The 19,856-nt window shown below is 39.1% G+C and carries 19 protein-coding genes; 14 read left to right on the forward strand and 5 right to left on the reverse strand.

The genetic code is table 11. The features are described 5' to 3' along the window. Positions 1–28: 28 nt before the first annotated feature. A complete protein-coding gene (locus tag BLR60_RS22250; RefSeq protein ID WP_090503987.1) occupies positions 29–2,527 on the reverse strand; it encodes a PAS domain S-box protein in 2,499 nt (832 codons plus the stop codon). Between the two features lie 633 nt (positions 2,528–3,160). Between BLR60_RS22250 and BLR60_RS22260 the strand changes: the two genes are divergently transcribed. Further along, positions 3,161–3,556: an NAD(P)H-dependent oxidoreductase gene (locus BLR60_RS22260; protein WP_244155728.1), complete on the forward strand. Its 396-nt coding sequence runs from the start codon at positions 3,161–3,163 to the stop codon at positions 3,554–3,556. Positions 3,557–3,568: 12 nt separating this feature from the next. Continuing rightward, complete coding sequence (locus BLR60_RS22265; RefSeq protein WP_090503992.1) at positions 3,569–3,853, forward strand: putative quinol monooxygenase; 285 nt, start codon at positions 3,569–3,571, stop codon at positions 3,851–3,853. Here BLR60_RS22265 and BLR60_RS22270 read toward each other — a convergent pair whose 3' ends face one another. Further along, positions 3,854–4,705: an EamA family transporter gene (locus BLR60_RS22270; RefSeq protein WP_090503995.1), complete on the reverse strand. Its 852-nt coding sequence runs from the start codon at positions 4,703–4,705 to the stop codon at positions 3,854–3,856. Positions 4,706–4,822: 117 nt separating this feature from the next. Next, entirely contained in the window at positions 4,823–5,170 is a 348-nt protein-coding gene (locus BLR60_RS22275; RefSeq protein WP_090503997.1) for a hypothetical protein, read from the reverse strand. Positions 5,171–5,285: 115 nt separating this feature from the next. On the opposite strand from BLR60_RS22275, the gene BLR60_RS22280 reads away from it, so the two are divergent. Both BLR60_RS22280 and BLR60_RS22285 read left to right on the forward strand, forming a co-directional pair. Beyond that, positions 5,286–5,816: a superoxide dismutase family protein gene (locus BLR60_RS22280; protein ID WP_090503999.1), complete on the forward strand. Its 531-nt coding sequence runs from the start codon at positions 5,286–5,288 to the stop codon at positions 5,814–5,816. A 114-nt stretch (positions 5,817–5,930) separates the two neighbouring features. Then, positions 5,931–6,464, forward strand: coding sequence for a biopolymer transporter ExbD (locus tag BLR60_RS22285; protein ID WP_090504002.1), 534 nt, complete (start codon positions 5,931–5,933; stop codon positions 6,462–6,464). 608 nt (positions 6,465–7,072) lie between these two features. Here BLR60_RS22285 and metK read toward each other — a convergent pair. Continuing rightward, a complete protein-coding gene (metK, locus tag BLR60_RS22290) occupies positions 7,073–8,323 on the reverse strand; it encodes a methionine adenosyltransferase (protein ID WP_090504005.1) in 1,251 nt (416 codons plus the stop codon). A 223-nt stretch (positions 8,324–8,546) separates the two neighbouring features. Between metK and BLR60_RS22295 the strand changes: the two genes are divergently transcribed. The 5 genes from BLR60_RS22295 (at position 8,547) to hisS (ending at position 12,744) form a co-directional block, all read left to right on the forward strand. Continuing rightward, positions 8,547–9,428: a diacylglycerol/lipid kinase family protein gene (locus BLR60_RS22295; protein WP_244155726.1), complete on the forward strand. Its 882-nt coding sequence runs from the start codon at positions 8,547–8,549 to the stop codon at positions 9,426–9,428. Between the two features lie 187 nt (positions 9,429–9,615). Further along, positions 9,616–9,966 carry a translation initiation factor gene (locus BLR60_RS22300; protein WP_090504011.1) on the forward strand — a complete coding sequence of 117 codons (351 nt, stop codon included), beginning with the start codon at positions 9,616–9,618 and terminating at the stop codon, positions 9,964–9,966. Between the two features lie 340 nt (positions 9,967–10,306). Then, the gene (locus tag BLR60_RS22305; RefSeq protein WP_090504013.1) at positions 10,307–10,501 is read left to right on the forward strand and encodes a hypothetical protein; all 195 of its coding nucleotides are present in this window, start codon (positions 10,307–10,309) and stop codon (positions 10,499–10,501) included. After that, positions 10,491–11,093, forward strand: coding sequence for a LytR/AlgR family response regulator transcription factor (locus BLR60_RS25260; RefSeq protein ID WP_244155727.1), 603 nt, complete (start codon positions 10,491–10,493; stop codon positions 11,091–11,093). The genes BLR60_RS22305 and BLR60_RS25260 overlap by 11 nt, the downstream gene beginning before the upstream one ends. 259 nt (positions 11,094–11,352) lie before the next feature. Continuing rightward, complete coding sequence (gene hisS, locus BLR60_RS22315; RefSeq protein ID WP_090504016.1) at positions 11,353–12,744, forward strand: histidine--tRNA ligase; 1,392 nt, start codon at positions 11,353–11,355, stop codon at positions 12,742–12,744. A gap of 227 nt (positions 12,745–12,971) precedes the next feature. Here the strand turns inward: hisS and BLR60_RS22320 are convergent, their stop codons facing one another. Next, positions 12,972–13,703, reverse strand: coding sequence for a class I SAM-dependent methyltransferase (locus tag BLR60_RS22320; protein ID WP_090504018.1), 732 nt, complete (start codon positions 13,701–13,703; stop codon positions 12,972–12,974). Positions 13,704–13,884: 181 nt separating this feature from the next. Here BLR60_RS22320 and BLR60_RS22325 point away from each other — a divergent pair, with 181 nt between their 5' ends. The 5 genes from BLR60_RS22325 to BLR60_RS22345 all read left to right on the forward strand — a co-directional run bounded on the left by BLR60_RS22325 (position 13,885) and on the right by BLR60_RS22345 (position 19,822). Next, positions 13,885–15,183, forward strand: a complete 1,299-nt coding sequence (locus BLR60_RS22325) for an MFS transporter (protein WP_090504021.1) — start codon at positions 13,885–13,887, stop codon at positions 15,181–15,183. Positions 15,184–15,451: 268 nt separating this feature from the next. Next, the gene (locus BLR60_RS22330; protein ID WP_090504023.1) at positions 15,452–16,732 is read left to right on the forward strand and encodes a replication-associated recombination protein A; all 1,281 of its coding nucleotides are present in this window, start codon (positions 15,452–15,454) and stop codon (positions 16,730–16,732) included. Positions 16,733–16,798: 66 nt separating this feature from the next. Then, positions 16,799–18,271 (forward strand): DUF5687 family protein, encoded by a 1,473-nt coding sequence (locus BLR60_RS22335; RefSeq protein WP_090504026.1) that lies wholly within the window; start codon positions 16,799–16,801, stop codon positions 18,269–18,271. Between the two features lie 2 nt (positions 18,272–18,273). Further along, positions 18,274–18,966, forward strand: coding sequence for an ABC transporter ATP-binding protein (locus BLR60_RS22340; protein ID WP_090504028.1), 693 nt, complete (start codon positions 18,274–18,276; stop codon positions 18,964–18,966). A gap of 178 nt (positions 18,967–19,144) precedes the next feature. Beyond that, positions 19,145–19,822, forward strand: a complete 678-nt coding sequence (locus tag BLR60_RS22345; protein ID WP_090504031.1) for a YiaD family glycine zipper/OmpA-like lipoprotein — start codon at positions 19,145–19,147, stop codon at positions 19,820–19,822. The last annotated feature ends 34 nt before the right edge of the window (positions 19,823–19,856 follow it).

The raw sequence follows: 19,856 nt of genomic DNA on the forward strand, positions 1-19,856 counted from the left end.
GGAATGACGATTTCTTTAGGGATCTTACCTAATAACTCAAAGGCAAGGTAAAATGAAAAACAGAGCCCTTACCTTCTTCACTTTCAGCCCATATTCTGCCGCCATGCCTTTCTATAATTTCTGCACTTAGATAAAGTCCGATGCCAAAACCTGATATGGTATGGTTGCCCTGAACACGGTAATAACGTTCAAAAAGCTTATCAATATCATCGGGTTTTATACCTATTCCCTCATCTTTAATCTGAAGCTCAACTTCATGCTCAGTTGTTTTACAGGTAATCTCTATGCGCGTTCCGTTATCAGAATATTTTATTCCGTTACTGATCAGGTTAGAAATCACATTGCCGATTTTATCCCTGTCTGCATGAATATCTACACCACAGGTGGGATGTAATATAATTTTATGCGAAGATTGCGAAATATAAGTTTCCTCAATAGCTTCTTTCAACAGCTCATCTAAGTTAAAGTTTGTTTTTTCGATCAGTAGCTTGCCAGATTCCAAACGTGATACGTTTAAGAAACCATTGATCATGGTCGTCATTTTTCTGATCTGGCTATTCGTTTTTTCAAGCGCGATCATTTCATAATTGTCTTCGTCTTTTTTAGCCTTACGCTGCAAAACCTGAACAAAGCCATTGATGGCTGTTAATGGTGTTTTTAATTCGTGGCTGACCATACCGATGAAATCATTTTTACGCAGCTCATCTAATTTTTGCTCTGTGATATCAATAAAAAGACCAGAGTATTCTGTCATATGCCCATGCTGATCTACAAATACCCGTCCAGTTGCCCTAACCCATTTTTCTTCGCCCGTAGTTAAATTAGTTATTGGGTATTCATTATCGCTTGAAGAGTGATTATTTAATGCATTTGACAAAGCTGTATTGAATATGTCATGATAATCCGGATCAATTGCGCTCATGATATCATCCATTGTAGCGGGTTCATCAAGTGGCAAGCCGAGTAAATTTTTAACAAATCCGGACACCGTAATTTCAAGTGTTTTGGGGTCGATGCTCCAGGTACCCATTTTTCCGGTATCAATGGCTTGAAGTAACCTTTCTTCACTATCAGCTAACTTTTTGGTGTATTGGATCAGGTCTTCGTGTGTTTGGGCGAGTTCTTCGTTTGTCGTAGCCAATTCCTCATTCGCCGCAGCCATTTCAAGGTTGATATCCTGAAGTTCTTCCTGATAAAGTTTTCGTTCCGTAATATCCGCACTTACCGAGGCAATTGCCGTTATTTTATCTGTTTCCTGATCTTTTATGGCAAAACCATTCCATTCAATCCAAAAAGGATTACCCGTTTCTTCGTTCCAGAAACGGATTTCCTGTTTGAAATTGGTGCCCGCCAAAACGCCGGGTAAAAGCTTTTCAGCAGCAGGCCTGTCTGCCGGGAAAATAACCTCCAATATATTTCGGTTCTTGCTATTTGCCCAGCCTAACTTTCTTAATGCTGCGGGGTTTAAATATTGGATAGACATATCTAAACCAACCAAAGCGATAAATTCTGAACTGGCTTCAATGAGTTTATTTAAATTTAGACGCTCTAATTCAATTAATTTTCTTTCGGTAATATCAATACACGAACTGATATAGCCGGCAAAAGATCCATCGGCGTGGAAACGTGGCGGACCATTGGTTAACAGCCATCGGTAATCACCTTTTCTGGTGAGGATCCTAAATTCACCAGAAAATGCTATTTTATCCCGCAGGGCTGAAAGGTAAATATTCATATACCGATCACGGTCTTCAGGATGAATCAGATCGGCCCAGCCAAACGCAAGCAAATCTTTCATTGATCTACCCGTTAAGGCTGTCCATGGCTTATTAAAATAGATCGCATTTCCCTCTTCATCGCCAACGGCAATTAAAATATCTGTTCCCTCAGCCATGGTTTTGAAACGCTTTTCGCTTTCAGACAGTTGGTTAAACCGTTCTACGACCCTTAATTCGAGTTCGTTATTTAAAACATGTAAAGTTTCTTGTGTTTCCTGTAATTCTTCGTTTGTAGCCACCAGTTCTTCATTGGTCGCTGCAAGTTCTTCTACTGTGGCTGCAAGTTCCTCGTTCAGTACCTGTTCCCGTTGTAATGCTTCTTCCTTCTCTTGCTCCCTTTCTACAGCCTCACGTCTTAGCACACGCTCGCTTACATCAACTGCCGTATGTAGAATACAGATGGTCTTACCTTCGTCGTTTTTAATGGCCCGGTATTCAAAATCAAAGTAAAAGGTCTTTAGCTCCCCGTCAATGAGGAGGTCGGCAGCGGTATCTTTTCCCGAAATCAACATACCTTCCAGCCAAACCTTTCTAAACATCTCAATAAAAGGCTGTCCCTTTAACTCAGGTAGGGCATCTTCAAGTGATTTTCCGATCACACTTCTGTCTTTCCCCCAAATCCTGAGCATTGCATCATTGGCGCTCTGTATAATGGCCGTTTCTCCAACATGAACGGCGGTTGCGGTATGGGTATAGTTAAAAACTTCTAATAATTGATCATTACTTAAAAACGGACTGGATTGACTCATTACGGGATTTTACGACGTGATCTAAATAATTATTTTACTTAAGTTTCAAAATAAAAATAGGCTTAAGTGGGATTTTTCATTAGAAACTATATACTAACCATAACCTCTTTAAAAAGGTTTTTGATTAAATGGATTTCTGATGCATATTGCGTATTTTTTCTACAACCAAAGTATAAAGTGTTGGTGAGTTTTGAGGTACCTTCCCAAATTACCTTTATTTTTTCATCTTTTACTTCCTTTTTGCAAAGAAAATCGGGGAATGATAGCCAATCCCTCTCCACCAGATAAGCAGCGAACAATCGAATTGAGGTTAGGCACAATGACTTCTATACCACTCAAAATTAACCACCATCTAAGTATTATAATTCTGATACAAAGCTATGAATTAACTTGTTTTAATGATAGTATTGGGTAGTTTAATTTTGTTTATCAAAAAGAAAAAGAGATGACAAAAATATTCATTATCAATGGCGGACAAAAATTTGGTCATTCCGGTGGCAGATTTAATGAGACAATAGCGAACGCTACGCTGGATTTACTTCACAGGAAGGATTTAAAGTAAAAACAACCAATATTAACCACGAGTACAATCCAAAGGAAGAAGTAGAGAAGTATGTTTGGGCAGATGTTGTCATTTGCCATACCCCAATCTGGTGGTTCCAGTTGCCACATGGATTTAAAAAGTATATAGATGTGGTTTTTACCGAAGGACATAAAAAGGGGATTTACATTAGCGACGGACGCAAAACTGAAAATCCAACCCGAAATTATGGTACAGGTGGTATGTTGCACAGCCGGAAATATATGGTCACATCATCATGGAATGCACCAAAAGAAGCGTTTACGTTAGCAGGAGAATTTTTTAAGGAAACTAGTGTGGATGATGGTGTCTTGTTTGGGTTTCACAGGATGAATGCCTTTACCGGAATGGAACAAATACCAGGAATTCATTTTCATGATGTAGAAAAGAATGCAGATATTAGGACAGCACTTAAATTGTACCGGGAACATTTAACCGAAATTTTTTAAATACAGCAATACATGAGCATTTATTTGACAGCAATAGTTAAAAGCAAACAAGAAAGCACAGCAGAATTAAGAACGGTGCTGCTGGATATGGTAGCAAATTCGCGCAAGGAGGGAGCCTGCATTCAGTACGATCTTCATGAGTCGACAAGTGATCAAACTTTTATTTTTCATGAAGAGTGGAAAGATCAGGCAGGTTTGGATCTGCACAATAAGCAGCCTTATATCTTAGGTTTTATGGCGCAGGCTGGTCAGTTAACAGATGAGATTATTATCTATAAAACAAAAAAAATAGCCTGATTATCCTTTGGTACGCCTGGCTGTTAATGATGAGCCTGCAGAAGCAATTACAACAAAAGCTACAGCAAAGCACTCTTTTAAGCTGAGGTATTCTTGTAAAAAAACGAATGCAGCTAATGAGGCCATAGCAGGTTCTAAACTCATTAAAATACTAAAAGTCCGGGCAGGAAGCTGCTTAAGGGCTTTCATTTCCAGGGTAAAGGGAACGGCGCTTGATAATAGTGCAAGTGCTGCTCCCAATCCTATTAATTTAGGATTGAGGGTACTTAAACCTCCTCCATAAATACCGAAGGGCAAAATGACTATGGTAGCAAATAACATCCCGATAGCAACAGCATCGCCACCTTTCATTATTTTAGATATTCTACCACCTAAAATGATGTAACCTGCCCAGAAAACACCAGCCAAAAGCGCCAGCAATACACCAGCCAAATTAAGCCCTGTGCCCGTCCATGGGGTAATTAATACAATCCCGGTAGCAGCAAGTACCACCCAAAGAAAATCAATAGGTTTTTTAGACCCAAAAATGGCAAGACCTAAAGGTCCCACAAATTCCAAGGTTACGCCTAAACCAATCGGGATTCGCGCAATGGCCATATAAAAAACCATATTCATTACCCCTAAACAAACACCATATAGGATTACGTATTTCCATTGCTTGGCATTTAGTTTATACAGGTTTGGCCTAAAGGCAATTAGTAAGATTACGGCTGATAATCCGATGCGTAAAGATGCTGTTGCGGCGGCCCCAATTTGTGGAAAAAGGCCTTTTGCAATTGCCGCCCCACATTGCACACTGATGATAGACAGTAAAACAGCTGGTATGGGTGGGATATTGATTTTGCTTTTCATCCAAAGGGGGGTAAAATGAGGCGCAAAATTAGGGGAATTATAGACTGCTAGGCATTTAAAATAAAAAAAGGAGAATCAGATTACGCTGCTTCTCCTTACTACTATATGCTGAAGTTATTAACAGAACAGTTCCTGTTCGTCTCTGTTTTCTGTTGGGATTTTCTTTAAAAAATCATCAAATGCCGGCCCTTCATTATCAGAATATATGCCATAAGCATCTAGTATATATCCAATATTTTTGTCCTGATCTTCAACTAAATACAATACCGAATTGTCTGCAGGGTCTGAATCGCCTTCAAACCGATACGTTTTAACAATAGTTAAATCTTCAGGCTTGTAAATTTTTCCGAGCGATTTACTTTGCATTTTCCCGTGATCAGATATTTTTAATTCGTTATCTTTTCCTTTCAGCCTCAATTTTTCCAAAATTTGACTTAAAGTGTTCATTTCATTTGGCTGTTCCATAGTATACTTTTTTATAGTAATTAAACAAGTGGTGCGCGAAATGGTTTTGCTATCATTTTTTTAAAGCAAACTAAATGATTGTCCATCTGTTCTTTTTTAAACTAAATTTAATCATATGAAAAAATATCTTTTAAGCCTGGCAATTGCAGGAGTTGCGCTTGCAAGTGCCTGTACCAAAACCGATAAAGAAATTGCGCAAGCCACTTTGACCGAAACAGCTGACAATACGAAAACCATCGGAACGGCAAAGTTTTATCAATTGAGCGATGGGAAAATTAAGATGGATATTGAAATGAATTTTGCAGCGCGTGCAGATAGCAACGTGGCGGTACATTTTCACGAGCACGGCGACTGCGGTAATATGGGCGAAAATACACATGGCCACTGGAACCCAACAAAAGAAGCCCATGGCAAATGGGGATCAGCAGCTTACCACAGTGGCGATATTGGCAACATCATGTTAGATGGTAAAGGCCACGCCACACTTTCGGTTACTACCGATAGGTGGAGTATTAAAGATGGCGATATTAAAAATATTATTGGCAGGGGAATTATTGTACATGGCGGTACAGATGATTATACCACCCAACCAACGGGTAACTCGGGACCGCGGGTGGGCTGTGGTGTAATAGAAGCGGTGAAATAATTTGCATTAAAATAGTCGGTCGTTACTGGCCTTTCTCAAGCGGTTAAAATTTTAACCGCTTTTTTTATGCAATTTGACCAAGGGTGTCATCATCATTAAAAAACCTAAATCATTATGGCAACTCTAAACGAATCTCAAAGCGGCAAGGCCGTGAAAGGAAGAACCAAAAAAGCAGCACCAAGGGTGGATCTTACTGCAATGGTAGACCTCATGTTTTTATTGACCACATTTTTTATGCTCACCACAACGCTGAGCCAGTTAAATGCTGCCGATATTGCAAAGCCAGATAAGACGGATATTAATATAACAGCAAATTATCCCGAATCGCGCACCATGACCATTGTACTGGGCAAAGATAATAAGGCTGTTTCTTACATGGGTACTTTTGAAAAGGGTAATATGAAAGTGATGCCTGTGGCAGATCTGCAAAAAGAGATTATGGCGAATAAGCTATTGGTTGCAGCTACCCATCAGAACGATCCATCAAAGCATATGATCGTGATCATTAAACCAGGCAAAACGGCTAAGTTTCAAAATTTTGTGGATGTGGTTGATGAAATGAAGATCGCAGATATTAAATCTTATAGCATAGACGATGATCATTTTGCCGAAAAAGAGTTGTCGTTCATGAAAAATAACAATCTCTAATTTTTCTTATTTTAATTTTGAGCCCTTTTTATAATCTTAATTGTTGTCCATTGTCTCCTTGGTAGCGTCTAACCGGGATTGAATATGGAATGGTGTAGACATCGGTATTGTTTTTGGAAAGCAGTTACAGTATCTTTTTAATGTTCGCCCTGCTTTTTGCTTGTAGTCCCGCTTCAATCACCTGCCCGTACAGGCGGGGGTTTAGATAAGTTAGGTTTTTGCCATGATGTTAGGTTGAGCAGGTGAGCTAGAGAATTGACGAAGTTGGCCCCGGCTTAGGCTAAGTGAAACTTCGTCAGTTTGGCCTTTAAGCACCAGCCCCGGGTTAAATAAACCTGACAGGAGCGGGCACCGAACGCAGTGAGGTAAAGCGGATGGCGGGGCTTTCGGGACCGATAGATGAGGAACCTTGCTTTACAAAAAAATATCAATGGTTTTCTGCTGTTTGGTGAGCCACCAAACATAGAATCGGATATATGGATCTGGTGGTGTTAGATATTGCCATCTAACAGAGATTTTTACTGGCAGATCGTTACATCTGGCTTCACTATAACAAAAAAGGCGTTCTGCAATGTTGCAAAACGCCTTATTATTTATTTATTTGAGAATTAAATACCGAAAGCAGCTTTAACCTGATCTACGTAATCTAATTTCTCCCAGGTAAACAAATCAACTGAAACTGTTTTTTCTTCACCGTTTGGTGTTCTAAAAGTTTTGGTAACCGTTTCTGGCGTACGGCCCATGTGTCCGTAAGCTGCAGTTTCGCTGTAAATTGGGTTTCTTAACTTTAAACGTTGCTCAATAAAGTAAGGACGCATATCGAAAATCGATTCTACAATTTTAGCAATCTCGCCATCTGTTTTACCTACTTTACCCGTTCCGTAAGTATTGATGTAAATACCCATTGGTTTTGCCACACCGATTGCGTATGATACCTGAACCAAAATTTCATCGGCAATGCCGGCAGCCACTAAATTTTTAGCGATATGACGGGTGGCGTAAGCCGCACTTCTATCTACTTTACTTGGATCTTTACCCGAGAAAGCCCCACCTCCATGAGCACCTTTGCCACCGTAAGTATCCACAATGATTTTTCTACCGGTTAAGCCCGTATCGCCATGCGGACCACCAATTACAAATTTACCAGTTGGGTTAATATGGTATTCGATTTGATCATTAAACAAGTGTGCATATTGCGGATTGTTTTTAATGATGCGGGGGATTAAAATGTTAACCAGATCAGTTTTGATTTTGGCCAACATGGTTGCTTCTTCATCAAAATCATCATGTTGTGTAGAAATTACAATGGCATCAATGCGAACAGGTTTGTTGTTATCGTCATATTCTAAAGTCACCTGGCTTTTTGCATCAGGGCGTAGATAAGTAATTTCTTTGTTCTCACGACGTAAAACAGCAAGTTCCTGTAATAATTTATGAGAAAGGTTTAATGCCAAAGGCATATAATCTTCAGTTTCGTTTGTTGCATAACCAAACATCATACCTTGATCGCCTGCGCCTTGTTCTTCTTTACTACTTCTGTCTACACCTTGGTTAATATCTTGAGATTGCTCGTGTATAGCCGATAAAATGCCACAAGAGTTAGCCTCAAACATATATTCGCTTTTGGTGTAACCAATTTTCTTGATTACATCACGCGCAATTTGCTGTACATCCAAATATGTTTTAGATTTTACCTCACCCGCCAAAATAACCTGACCCGTAGTTACCAAAGTTTCGCAAGCTACTTTTGATTCTGGATCGAAAGCCAAAAAGTTATCAATTAATGCATCCGAAATTTGATCGGCGATTTTATCTGGGTGACCTTCAGAAACAGATTCTGATGTAAATAAATATGACATTTATTAAATAATTAATGATAAATAAACAAATTTATAATTGCCAAACCCCTTGGAAACAGGTGTTGAAATGATTGAAAGGAGGCATTAGCAATTTTTTTAAGTGGTTGCAATCCGGTCCCGAGGTATCGGGATAGCAAATCAATCCACTTTTTACTGTCGCAAAATTAGCATATTTTCTTTATTTCAAAAATTATAGATTATTTTGTGCACTCAATCTTACACTTTGCACACAAAGATCAATATTCTCTTTATCATCAACCCTATCTCTGGTGGGAGGGGAAAACTCCGCATTCCCGATTTTATCGACAAATACCTGGATAAGGAAAAATTTAGTCCCAACTTCGTTTTCAGCGAATATGTTGGTCATGCAGGCGAACTCGCAGATGAAGCCGCTACCAAAAACTTCGATGTAATTATTGCTGCAGGTGGCGATGGTACCATAAATGAAGTAGCCACAAAAGTGTTGAAGCACAATAAAATTCTGGGAATTTTACCATTGGGGTCAGGCAATGGCCTCGCACGCTTTTTAAATATCTCCAAAAACTTAAGGTATGCACTTTCTATTATCAATAATTTTAAGATTGATGAAATTGATACGGCCGAGTTTAACAAAAAATGTTTTTTCAATCTGGCCGGAATGGGTTTCGATGCCCACCTAAGTGCTGTTTTTTCGAAAGATAAAAAAAGAGGATTATCGGGCTATGTAAAACTGGGTTTTAAGGAGGTTTTTAATTACAAAGCGCAAACTTATCAATTAGCTATAGACGGCAAGGCTTATACCCGAAAAGCCTTCGCCATTAGTATTGCCAATTCATCACAGTACGGAAATGATGTGTTCATTGCACCAAATGCATCGGTGAAAGATGGGTTACTGGATGTTTGTATTATTAAACCTTTTCCGATAATAAAATTACCATTATTGGGTTATGTAATGTTAAATGGGAAGGCCGAAACATCAGATATGATTGAAATTATTAAGGGTAAAAACATTAAAATTACAAGAGAAACTGCAGGAGCTGTGCATGTAGATGGGGAGCCTTTGCAAATGGGCGTGGAGATTGAAGCGATGGTGAAGCCACTTTCACTTAAAGTAATTGTGCCCTAGTTGAGTTTAGAGTTGAGGGTTTGGAGTTCGGATTCACCAGACTATTAACCAATAACCAGCATTAGTCTGAAGTTGGCTGTTTGTAAATAAAGATATAACAATCTAACAATTAGGCCATACAATTAACCGATTAAACAATTAACCGTTAACCACCATCCAATTACACGCTCCGCATTACATTATAACCATGAAACCAAAGAAAAATAGTTTAAGCGATCTTGGCGGAATTATGTATTCTACCAATCCTGAATTCGAGTACGAAGAAGAAGTAGATGATACCGTTACCTCGCCAAATAACCAGCAGGATTTAAGAGTGATGCTGGATAAAAAGAACCGTGGTGGTAAAGCAGTAACGTTAATTACTGGTTTTCGAGGCCGTTCGGAAGATTTAGAGGTGTTGGGCAAAATGCTGAAGACCAAATGTGGCGTTGGTGGATCGGTTAAAGATGGCGAAATTATGATCCAGGGTGATGTGCGCGATAAAGTGATGGGTATTTTGCAAAAGGATGGTTATAAGGTGAAAAAGGCTGGGGGATGATATTTCTAATTAAGTTAGCGCTAAATAGAAAAAGCTGTCATCCTGAGTGCAACGAAGGATCTTTCTATTTATAGAAATTTCGTATAAGTCTTCGACTCCGCTCAGACTGACCAATACGGATTGGGTTTACATCTTACAGGTAATTAAACCTAACAGGGAAATTGTGAAAGTAGTGTTAGGGAAATGAAATTTCAAACCTCGCAGGTTTTCAAAACCTGTGAGGTTTAATAAAATACTAAAAGGCTCTTTATTAATTCTCATCAAAACCTACCAGATGCTCAAGATTGATTTTTAAATGTGCAGTACGCAATTACTTTCGTTAACATTTAAATCAATTATTATGAAACAGTTATTCTTCTTATTCTTTTTTGTTATTGCTTTTGGTCTACAGGTTTCTTATGCAGCAGCCATTGGTATGCCGGAAATTATTCTTATTCTAGTCATTGGATTTATGGCTATTGCTATAATGGTCGGCATTGTTTTATTATGTGTAAATTTGATTAAAAAGGCTAAGGCTACTCGAAATGAAGAATAGAATATCTATTGGATTTATTTTTATACTTACTTATGGTATTCATATTGCATATGGAGCTAATTTAGGTGTGCCCGAAATCATCACGCTTTTGATAGCAGGCCTAATCTTTTTTTGTTTTTTTGGAGGTATTTTTATGTTGATCTATTTTTTGATCAGACGGAACCGTACGCAGCCCACGGCAGCGCCAAATACAGTTGCCATCAATTTTGCGCCTCCTATAGTACATAAAAATCCACAGGTAAAAGAAAAGATAGGATTAAGTAAGATAAATGCCAGGATTGCATTGCCTCAACAGAACGAAATCAGGTACGTCAGTACTGATGAAATTGTAAGATGCGAGGCAGATAACAACTATACCAATTTCTTTTTTAGCGATGGCGATCAACTATTGATTTCAAAATCATTAAAAGAATATTCCGATCTGCTTAAACCCCAGGGCTTTGTACGGACACATCAAAGCCACCTCGTTAACCCAAAATTTGTAAAAAGCTGGCTAAAAGAAGATGGTGGAACACTGTTGATGAATAATGGCGATAAAATCCCAGTAAGTAAACCAAACAGGGAAATGGTAAAAGAGGTGTTGGGGAAATGACTTTTCAAACCTTGCTGGTTTCACAAATCTGCGCAGTCTGAAAAGCAAAGTTCGCGTTAGGGATTGTAAGGGTTCAGTACCGATCTTTCATCGGTACCGGAGCGAAGCGTAGCCCTGAAAAGCCCGACCCTTGCGTAGCTTGGGGAACGCCCAAACCAGTTGGCAATTAACCCTTATGTATTTATATAACTTATCGTTTTTAATAAGGCCATTAAAAACCTGCAAGGTTTAAACCTTACATTTTTGTACTTTTGCGGCTATGTCAGTTATTAAACCCTCATTAGCAAAAGGAACCCGCGATTTTACTCCGGTTGAAATGGTAAAACGCAACTTTATTTACGACACCATTAAAACGGTTTTTAGGAAATACGGTTATGCCGAAATCCAGACGCCGAGTTTCGAGAATCTTTCTACCCTAACGGGAAAATATGGTGATGAAGGCGATAAACTGATTTTTAAAATTTTAAATAGCGGGGAGTATCTTAAAGATCCGAAAAAGAAATCCTTCGATTTTGCTGAAGAAGATAATAGTAACAAGCTGATTCCTTTAATCTCTGAAAAAGCGCTCCGTTACGATTTAACAGTGCCTTTTGCGCGTTATGTAGTGATGCACCAGCACGAAATTACTTTGCCTTTTAAACGTTTTCAGGTGCAGCCGGTTTGGCGTGCCGATCGTCCTCAAAAAGGCAGGTACCGTGAGTTTTACCAGTGTGATGTGGATGTGGTGGGTTCTGAAAGTTTATTAAACGAAGCCGAATTTATTTTGATTTACAACGAGGCCTTAAGCAAATTGGGCTTAAAGGATTTCACCATCAAGATTAATAACCGCAAAATTTTATCAGGTATTGCCGAAATTATCGGTAAGCCAGACTTGATTATCGATATGACGGTAGCCATCGATAAACTGGATAAAATCGGTTTGGATGGGGTAAGTAAAGAATTGTTAGAGCGTGGTTTCACCGAACAGGATTTAGAAAAACTCCGTCCGGTAATTTTGTTAGAAGGTTTTAATGAGGAAAAACTGGCCAGCCTGAAAGAAGTTTTAGCTGAATCTGAAACCGGTTTAAAGGGTATTGCAGAAATAGAACAGGTTTTTGACTACGTAGAAGGTCTGATTGCTTATGGCTTACCTTTAACTGCTAAATTAGAGTTAGACATTACATTGGCCCGTGGATTAAATTATTATACCGGCTGTATTTTCGAGGTTAAAACCAACGAAGTGGCCATGGGCAGCATTGGTGGAGGTGGTCGTTACGACGATTTAACCGGTATGTTCGGTTTAAAAGGCTTAACAGGCGTGGGTGTTTCTTTTGGTGCCGACCGTATTTATGATGTATTGGAAGAATTGAACCTTTTTCCTGCTTCGGCAGAAGTGGGAACAAAAGTTTTGATCAGTAATTTCGATGCAGAAGCGGAGAAATATGCCTTGCCGATCGTTCAGCAGCTTAGAAATGCCGGGATTGCAGCAGAATTATATCCAAGTTCGGCGAAACTGAAAAAACAAATGGCTTATGCTGATGCCAAGAACATTCCTTATGTGATTTTAATTGGTGGCGATGAAATTGCCAGCGGCGAACTGACGTTAAAGGATATGCAAACTGGGGAGCAGAAAAAACTGACTGTTTTAGGTATTCTGGAGTTGTTGAAATAGAAGTTTAATTAACCACAGAGATCACTAGAGTTTTCACAGAGTAAAAGAGGTTATAGTCAGATAGCCTTATCCGGCTCAGCGGTCTCTGTGTCCTATCACTGTTTCCTCTGTGATTAATATGATCATGAAATTAGAAGCGATCCAATGTGTAACTACTGAAAAAATAGATCCTGAAACAAGTTCAGGATGACGGAAAAAGTGAGATTCAGCTATAATCGTGGTTAAATTCATCGTCCAACCCGCAGTAAAACAGGGAAATGAACATCCTTCTCCGCATCATCACCCCAGGCTTCCTTTAACTCGGTAAGCATATACTCCAATGGGTTGCGCTCATTGGCTTTTTTATAATGTTGCAAGGAAGACCAGGTATTTAAATAACCGATTAACTGTTTAAAATTCCAGGTGGTTTTGATCTGGAAATGTGGTGCAATAATTTCTTCAAAAGGGAAGGGAATGGTTTTGTAACCTTCTTCAATATAATGGCGTTCACTGTCCCAGTATTTGCCTAAGATATCTTCATAAAGTTTATGTACAGCCACGTCTACCTTTTTATCAATAACCATTAAACCATAACCAATTACCGCTAAAAGTCCATTTGGCTTTAATGTTCTTTTTACTTCGGCATAAAATGCCTCGAAATTAAACCAATGGATGGCCTGCGCTACCGTGATTAAATCGAAACTATTATTCTCCACCGAGGTTTGTTCTGCGGGTTCTTCTTTATAAGTGATGTTTGGCAGCTGTAAAGCATTTTTTAATTGATTTTCGCTAATGTCTGTTGCATAAACCGCAGTAAAGTGCTGCGCCAATACACGTGCAACCTGGCCATTTCCTGTGGCACAATCCCATGCCGTTTCTTTATTTTTTACCAGGGCAAACAGATAATCGTATAATTCCTGTGGATAAGTTGGCCGGTAGATGGCGTAATCGGCAGATTGGGTAGAAAAGTTATCTTTCATCGTGGTAATGATTGAATTTTTGAATGATGAAATGAGTGATGATGAATATCACTCGGCTCTTTCTTTATAAAATTATCATATTTTTGATTAAGAACAGAATTGTTAGGACTATGTTTTATTTATCATTCAAAGTGTTCCCATTCAGTCTTTCTGGTAATCACTCAATCAATCGTTTTTGAATATGGAAAAAACAGTACAGCAAAATGAAGTTAAGGAGGCAGGATACCGGCTAAAATCTATCTTCGGAGGCGCTGTTGGGAATCTGGTTGAATGGTACGATTGGTATACCTATTCTGCTTTTGCACTTTATTTTTCACCTGCCTTTTTCCCGAACAGCAATCCAACTGCGCAGTTATTAAACACAGCCGGAATTTTTGCCGTAGGATTTTTAATGCGCCCCATTGGAGGCTGGTTATTTGGAAGTATTGCCGATAAGTTAGGCAGGAAACATTCGATGATGATTTCAGTGCTGATTATGGCCATAGGATCTTTAATGATTGGTTTAACTCCAGGTTACAAAAGGATTGGTATTGCTGCTCCATTATTGCTCGTTTTGGCCAGATTGATTCAGGGCTTGAGTACTGGTGGCGAATATGGAACTTCTGCTACCTACCTCAGCGAAATGGCCACCAAAAAACATCGGGGATTTTATTCCAGCTTTCAATATGTAACGCTTATCGGCGGACAGTTATTGGCTTTAGGCATCCAGTTGGTGTTGCAAAACTGGCTGCTTACTTCTGCACAATTGCATGCCTGGGGCTGGAGGATCCCCTTTTTTATTGGTGCTGTGCTTTCTTTTATTGCATTATACCTGCGGAGGCATATTGATGAAACTGCTGCCTTTAAAAATAAAAATACCGAAGACAAAAAAGGTGGAATGGCCATACTGTTAAAGTATCCGAAAGAGATTTTTACCGTAGTGGGCTTAACATTAGGTGGGACCATCGCCTTTTATACGTTTAGCACTTATATGCAAAAGTTTCTGGTGAATACCGTTCATCTGAGTAAAGAAACTTCTACCACATTATCATTTGTTTCGCTGTTGGTTTTTGCCATCATGCAGCCGCTCTTCGGTCTGTTATCTGATAAAATCGGCAGGAAGCCCCTGTTAGTTGGTTTCGGGGTATTAGGTACCTTATGTACCTATCCGATTTTAACGGGCCTGGCTGGAGAGACCAATACCGCCATTATTTTTTTATTGATGATTGGTGCCTTAATTATTGTGAGTGGTTATACCAGTATTAATGCGGTGGTGAAGGCCGAGCTGTTTCCTGCCGAAATCAGGGCTTTGGGCGTTGGTTTACCTTATGCTTTAACTGTTGCTATTTTCGGTGGGACGGCAGAATATTTCGCACTTTGGTTTAAAAATATTGGTCACGAAAGTTATTTTTACTGGTATGTAACCGGATGTATTTTAATCTCGCTGGTTTTATACACGACCATGAAAGATACGAAGCGCCATTCGAAGATAGAGGATTAGCATTTTGCTCTTTTTATGTGCGATCGTCACCCTGACCCAAATGGTCTTCGTTTGTAACGAGGATTGTTGAGATTTGCATTTGTAATGCAGAAAGGTGGCGATTAAATCGCCATTCTCCTTCGTCCGCGTTGCAAACGCGGACGATAAAAGAATTTACCGATAATTTACTTCCTTGTTAATCTGCGCATCTGTAGCAAACTTATCCCACACCTATTTGGTTAGTAAATTGTCTACAAACAAAATATTCAATTTTTATATATTTACCATTATGCAAAACCTGCCTCCCTTAGCCGAACGTATGCGCCCTCAAAACCTTAATGAGTATGTTGGTCAGCAGCATTTGGTAGGAGCGGGCGCGGTATTGCGCAAAGCGATTGAAAGCGGTCAGCTGCCATCGATGATTTTTTGGGGACCTCCCGGAGTTGGTAAAACCACTTTGGCCTATATCATTTCGCAGGCATTAGACCGGCCCTTTTTTAACTTAAGTGCCATTAATAGCGGCGTGAAAGATATCCGCGAAGTGATTGATCGGGCCGCACAACTAAAAGATAGCTTTTTGGGTTTACCTATTCTGTTTATTGATGAGATTCATCGTTTCAGTAAATCACAACAGGATAGTTTATTGGGAGCTGTAGAACGGGGCCTGGTTACTTTGATTGGCGCTACGACAGAAAATCCATCTTTCGAAGTTATTTCCGCTTTGCTTTCCCGTTGTCAGGTTTACATTTTAAAATCCCTTACCGAAGAAGAATTGGTGGGCTTGTTGCAAACCGCCATTAAAAAAGATGCGGTTCTTGTAGAAAAAAAAATCACCATCAAAGAACACGAAGCTTTAATCCGTTTATCTGGAGGTGATGCAAGAAAATTATTAAATGTGCTCGAAATTGCCATTAATGGCATCGGTGGTAATAAAATCGTGCTGACCAATGAGAATGTGCTGGCCCATGCGCAACAGAACCTTGCGCTTTATGATAAAGCCGGAGAACAGCATTACGATATCATTTCGGCATTCATCAAATCAATCCGCGGCAGCGACCCCAATGCTGCCGTGTATTGGTTGGCCAGGATGATTGAAGGAGGAGAAGATCCGCTTTTTATTGCCCGCCGGTTGTTGATTTTGTCTTCAGAAGATATCGGCAATGCCAATCCTAATGCGCTGTTATTGGCCAATAATTGTTTTACGGCAGTAAATGTAATCGGTTATCCCGAGGCGCGGATTATTTTGTCGCAATGTGTGACTTATCTGGCCAGTTCGCCAAAAAGTAATGCCTCTTACGAAGCCATTAACAAGGCGCAGGCTTTGGTTAAACAAACTGGTAATCTGCCTGTGCCGCTTCATATCCGCAATGCACCCACCAAATTAATGAAAAATATCGGCTATGGAAAAGATTACCAGTATTCACACGGCTATGAAAGCAATTTTTCGCCACAAGAATATTTTCCTGAAGAATTAAGCGGCACAAAACTCTACGATCCGGGTAAAAACCCTGCAGAAGAGAAACTGCGCGAAAAGCTTAGACAGAACTGGAAAGGCAAATACAAATATTAGTGTAACAATTTCTTCCAAATGCATACTAATAGGTATATTGACTAAAATCAAACACCTAAACTAAATATGCTGAGTACTTTTTTAAGCCATCAAAGAAAATCTTTCTGGCGTTCGCGAAACAGGGGCGGTAGTATTGCTGGCCAGATTGTTTTGGGTTTCGTTCTGCTTTACTTCTTTGCCATCGCTGTTGGCGTAGGTTTTGGAATGTCGCATTTTCTGCCACAAATTTTTCCAAACAAAACGGTAATCTCCAGTTTCAATGGCATTATCCTTTATTATTTTGCATTCGATTTTATCATGCGTTTACAATTTCAGGAACTGCCTACACTAAGCATTATTCCTTATTTGCATTTAAGGATTTCGAGAAGCAAAATCATCAGTTTTTTAAATGTTAAAGCACTATTTTCTGCCTTTAACCTTTGGCCTTTTTTTATTTTTCTGCCTTTCTGCTTTACGCAGATTGCGCCAAACTTAGGTGCTGTTACCACCATCATGTATATCGTTTCGATACTTTCAATAATGGTTTTTAACAATTACCTCGTATTGTATATTAAACGTAAATCAATTACTAATACCCTTTATACCTTTTTCGGACTGGTTGTTATTGCTGCTTTTGCTGCTTTAGAATATTATAAGGTTATTTCTATCATGGCAGTTTCTGATTTCGTATTCAAAGGCATCGCCGCACAGCCTGCATATGGATTTGCATTTACGCTCGCAGCTGTTGCTATATTTTATTTCAATGCTGGTTTCCTGCGTAAAAATTTATACGTGGAAGAGCTGAGTGCCAAACAGGAGAAAAAAGGCAGTACCGATTATGCTTTCCTTAACCGCTTTGGTAAAGTTGGCGAACTGGCTGCTTTAGAATTAAAATTAATTCTCCGTCATAAACGTCCACGATCAGCAGTGATTATGGGCTTCTTTTTCCTTTTTTACGGGTTTATCTTTTATAAGGAAAAGGCGATCAATAGCGATGCCTTTGGCCAGATGATGTTTGGCGCTATATTTATGACAGGTATCTCGATCATTATTTATGGACAGTTTATGTTTGCCTGGCAAAGTGCCCACTTTGATGGTATATTGGCCAACAAAATCAATTTTAAAGATTACATTAAGGCTAAATTTTTGCTTTTTACTATTGGCTGTACCATTATTACCGTACTGGCAAGTTTTTATGGATTTTTAAGTCCAAAATTATTGCTCCTGCACCTGGCTGCTTATTTTTATAATATTGGGTTTGGAACAGTAGTGGTACTTTACCTGGCTACTTTAAATTATAAAAGATTAGATATTACCAAAGCCGCAAGCTTTAACTATCAGGGAACCGGTGCTACCCAATGGCTTTTGATGTTTCCTTATGCACTTACACCTATTATCATGTATGTGCCATTTGGCATATTAAATAAACCTTACTGGGGCCTGGCTGTAGTGGGCGTATTCGGTTTGGCCATGCTCTTGTTAAGGGGCTTCTGGGTAAACTATATTGCTAAAAGACTTGAAAAACAACGATATAAAATAGCCGAAGGCTTTAGAGAATAATTATGATTTTAGAAGTTAAGAAATTACAAAAAGTTTATGGCGATAAAACCGTTGTAAACATCGAAGATCTACAGATTGCTGCCGGAGAAACCGTAGGTTTAGTAGGGAATAACGGTGCCGGTAAAACTACATTCTTTAGGATGCTTTTAGACTTAATCCGCCCAACTACAGGTGAGGTTTTATCGAAAGGTGAAAATGTAATGCAAAATGATAACTGGAAAAATTACACTGCATCTTTTCTGGACGAGGGTTTCCTGATCGATTATCTAACACCTGAAGAGTATTTTATCTTTATCGGAAGTTTACACAATTTAAGCATTGCCGATGTTTCTGCATACCTTAACCAATATGGAGAGTTTTTTAATGGCGAAATCCTGAACAGCGGAAAGTACATACGCGATTTTAGTAAAGGGAACCAGGTTAAAGTAGGTATTGCTGCCGCTTTAATGCAAAAGCCTGAAATATTAATCCTTGATGAGCCTTTTGCCAATCTCGATCCAACCACGCAGATCCGCTTAAAGAATTTGTTGAAAGCACAGGCAGGAAACATGACTACTTTTATCTCTAGCCATGATTTAAACCATGTTACCGATGTTTGTAGTCGCATTGTGCTGGTCGAAAAAGGACAGGTAATCAAAGATTTTAAAACAGATGAAAATACTTTAAAAGAGTTGGAGAGTTATTTTTCAGCTTAATTTTTTGTACTAAGAATGATACAATGTGTGCAAAGGGTCCTGAGTTATTGGGACTCTTTTTTGTATAAACAACATTCGGTTTATTGTGAATGGAGATAAAAAGGTGCGAAAACAGCGTGCTGATAGTTTTTGGCATTGTGTTTGAATGTGTTGGTGGAAATTATAAATCTAGCATATCATGAGTATTTCAAAAGTAAGAATAGCGACATTAAGTATAGGATTAGCTGTGGGGTCGATGGCATTTCAAAGTTGTGATAGTTTAACTAAAACACAAAAAGGTGCCGGTATTGGTGCAGCAGCAGGTGGTGTAATTGGTGCATTAATTGGTAAAAAGGCTGGTAACACAGCAGTGGGTGCGTTAATTGGTGGTGCTATAGGTGGTACAGCAGGTGCTTTTATCGGTCGTAGAATGGACAGACAGGCTGCTGAAATTCAAAAAGCTATTCCTAACGCAGAAGTGATCCGTGAAGGCGAAGGTATTATTGTGAAATTTGACAGTGGTATTTTATTCGATTTCGATAAAACCGCTTTAAAAGATGCAGCCAAAACCAATATTCAGAGTTTAGCTTCTTCATTAAATCAATATCCTGATACAGATATCAAAATTATCGGCCATACCGATAACAAAGGTACTGAACAATATAACATGGGGCTTTCAGAAAGAAGAGCAGCTGCAGTTAAAGCTTATGCTGTTTCTCAAGGTGTTCCATCATCGAGATTAGTAACCATTGGTAAAGGTTTTGCTGAGCCAATTGCCGATAATACTACTGATGCAGGCCGCGCAGCTAACCGTCGTGTAGAAATCGTAATTGTTGCCAACGATGCTTTAAAAGCTACGGCACAAAAACAAGGATAATATCGAAAATTCCCTCTACCTATGAGGTCAATAT

Source organism: Pedobacter terrae (genome assembly GCF_900100705.1).
Lineage (GTDB): Bacteria > Bacteroidota > Bacteroidia > Sphingobacteriales > Sphingobacteriaceae > Pedobacter > Pedobacter terrae.

Bases quoted from the DNA above. Each gene is read 5' to 3' on its own strand.
- BLR60_RS22250 (WP_090503987.1), bottom strand. From the start codon at position 2,527: ATGAGTCAATCCAGTCCGTTTTTAAGTAATGATCAATTATTAGAAGTT.
- BLR60_RS22265 (WP_090503992.1), top strand. From the start codon at position 3,569: ATGAGCATTTATTTGACAGCAATAGTTAAAAGCAAACAAGAAAGCACA.
- BLR60_RS22270 (WP_090503995.1), bottom strand. From the start codon at position 4,705: ATGAAAAGCAAAATCAATATCCCACCCATACCAGCTGTTTTACTGTCT.
- BLR60_RS22275 (WP_090503997.1), bottom strand. From the start codon at position 5,170: ATGGAACAGCCAAATGAAATGAACACTTTAAGTCAAATTTTGGAAAAA.
- BLR60_RS22280 (WP_090503999.1), top strand. From the start codon at position 5,286: ATGAAAAAATATCTTTTAAGCCTGGCAATTGCAGGAGTTGCGCTTGCA.
- BLR60_RS22285 (WP_090504002.1), top strand. From the start codon at position 5,931: ATGGCAACTCTAAACGAATCTCAAAGCGGCAAGGCCGTGAAAGGAAGA.
- metK (WP_090504005.1), bottom strand. From the start codon at position 8,323: ATGTCATATTTATTTACATCAGAATCTGTTTCTGAAGGTCACCCAGAT.
- BLR60_RS22300 (WP_090504011.1), top strand. From the start codon at position 9,616: ATGAAACCAAAGAAAAATAGTTTAAGCGATCTTGGCGGAATTATGTAT.
- BLR60_RS22305 (WP_090504013.1), top strand. From the start codon at position 10,307: ATGAAACAGTTATTCTTCTTATTCTTTTTTGTTATTGCTTTTGGTCTA.
- BLR60_RS25260 (WP_244155727.1), top strand. From the start codon at position 10,491: ATGAAGAATAGAATATCTATTGGATTTATTTTTATACTTACTTATGGT.
- hisS (WP_090504016.1), top strand. From the start codon at position 11,353: ATGTCAGTTATTAAACCCTCATTAGCAAAAGGAACCCGCGATTTTACT.
- BLR60_RS22320 (WP_090504018.1), bottom strand. From the start codon at position 13,703: ATGAAAGATAACTTTTCTACCCAATCTGCCGATTACGCCATCTACCGG.
- BLR60_RS22325 (WP_090504021.1), top strand. From the start codon at position 13,885: ATGGAAAAAACAGTACAGCAAAATGAAGTTAAGGAGGCAGGATACCGG.
- BLR60_RS22330 (WP_090504023.1), top strand. From the start codon at position 15,452: ATGCAAAACCTGCCTCCCTTAGCCGAACGTATGCGCCCTCAAAACCTT.
- BLR60_RS22335 (WP_090504026.1), top strand. From the start codon at position 16,799: ATGCTGAGTACTTTTTTAAGCCATCAAAGAAAATCTTTCTGGCGTTCG.
- BLR60_RS22340 (WP_090504028.1), top strand. From the start codon at position 18,274: ATGATTTTAGAAGTTAAGAAATTACAAAAAGTTTATGGCGATAAAACC.
- BLR60_RS22345 (WP_090504031.1), top strand. From the start codon at position 19,145: ATGAGTATTTCAAAAGTAAGAATAGCGACATTAAGTATAGGATTAGCT.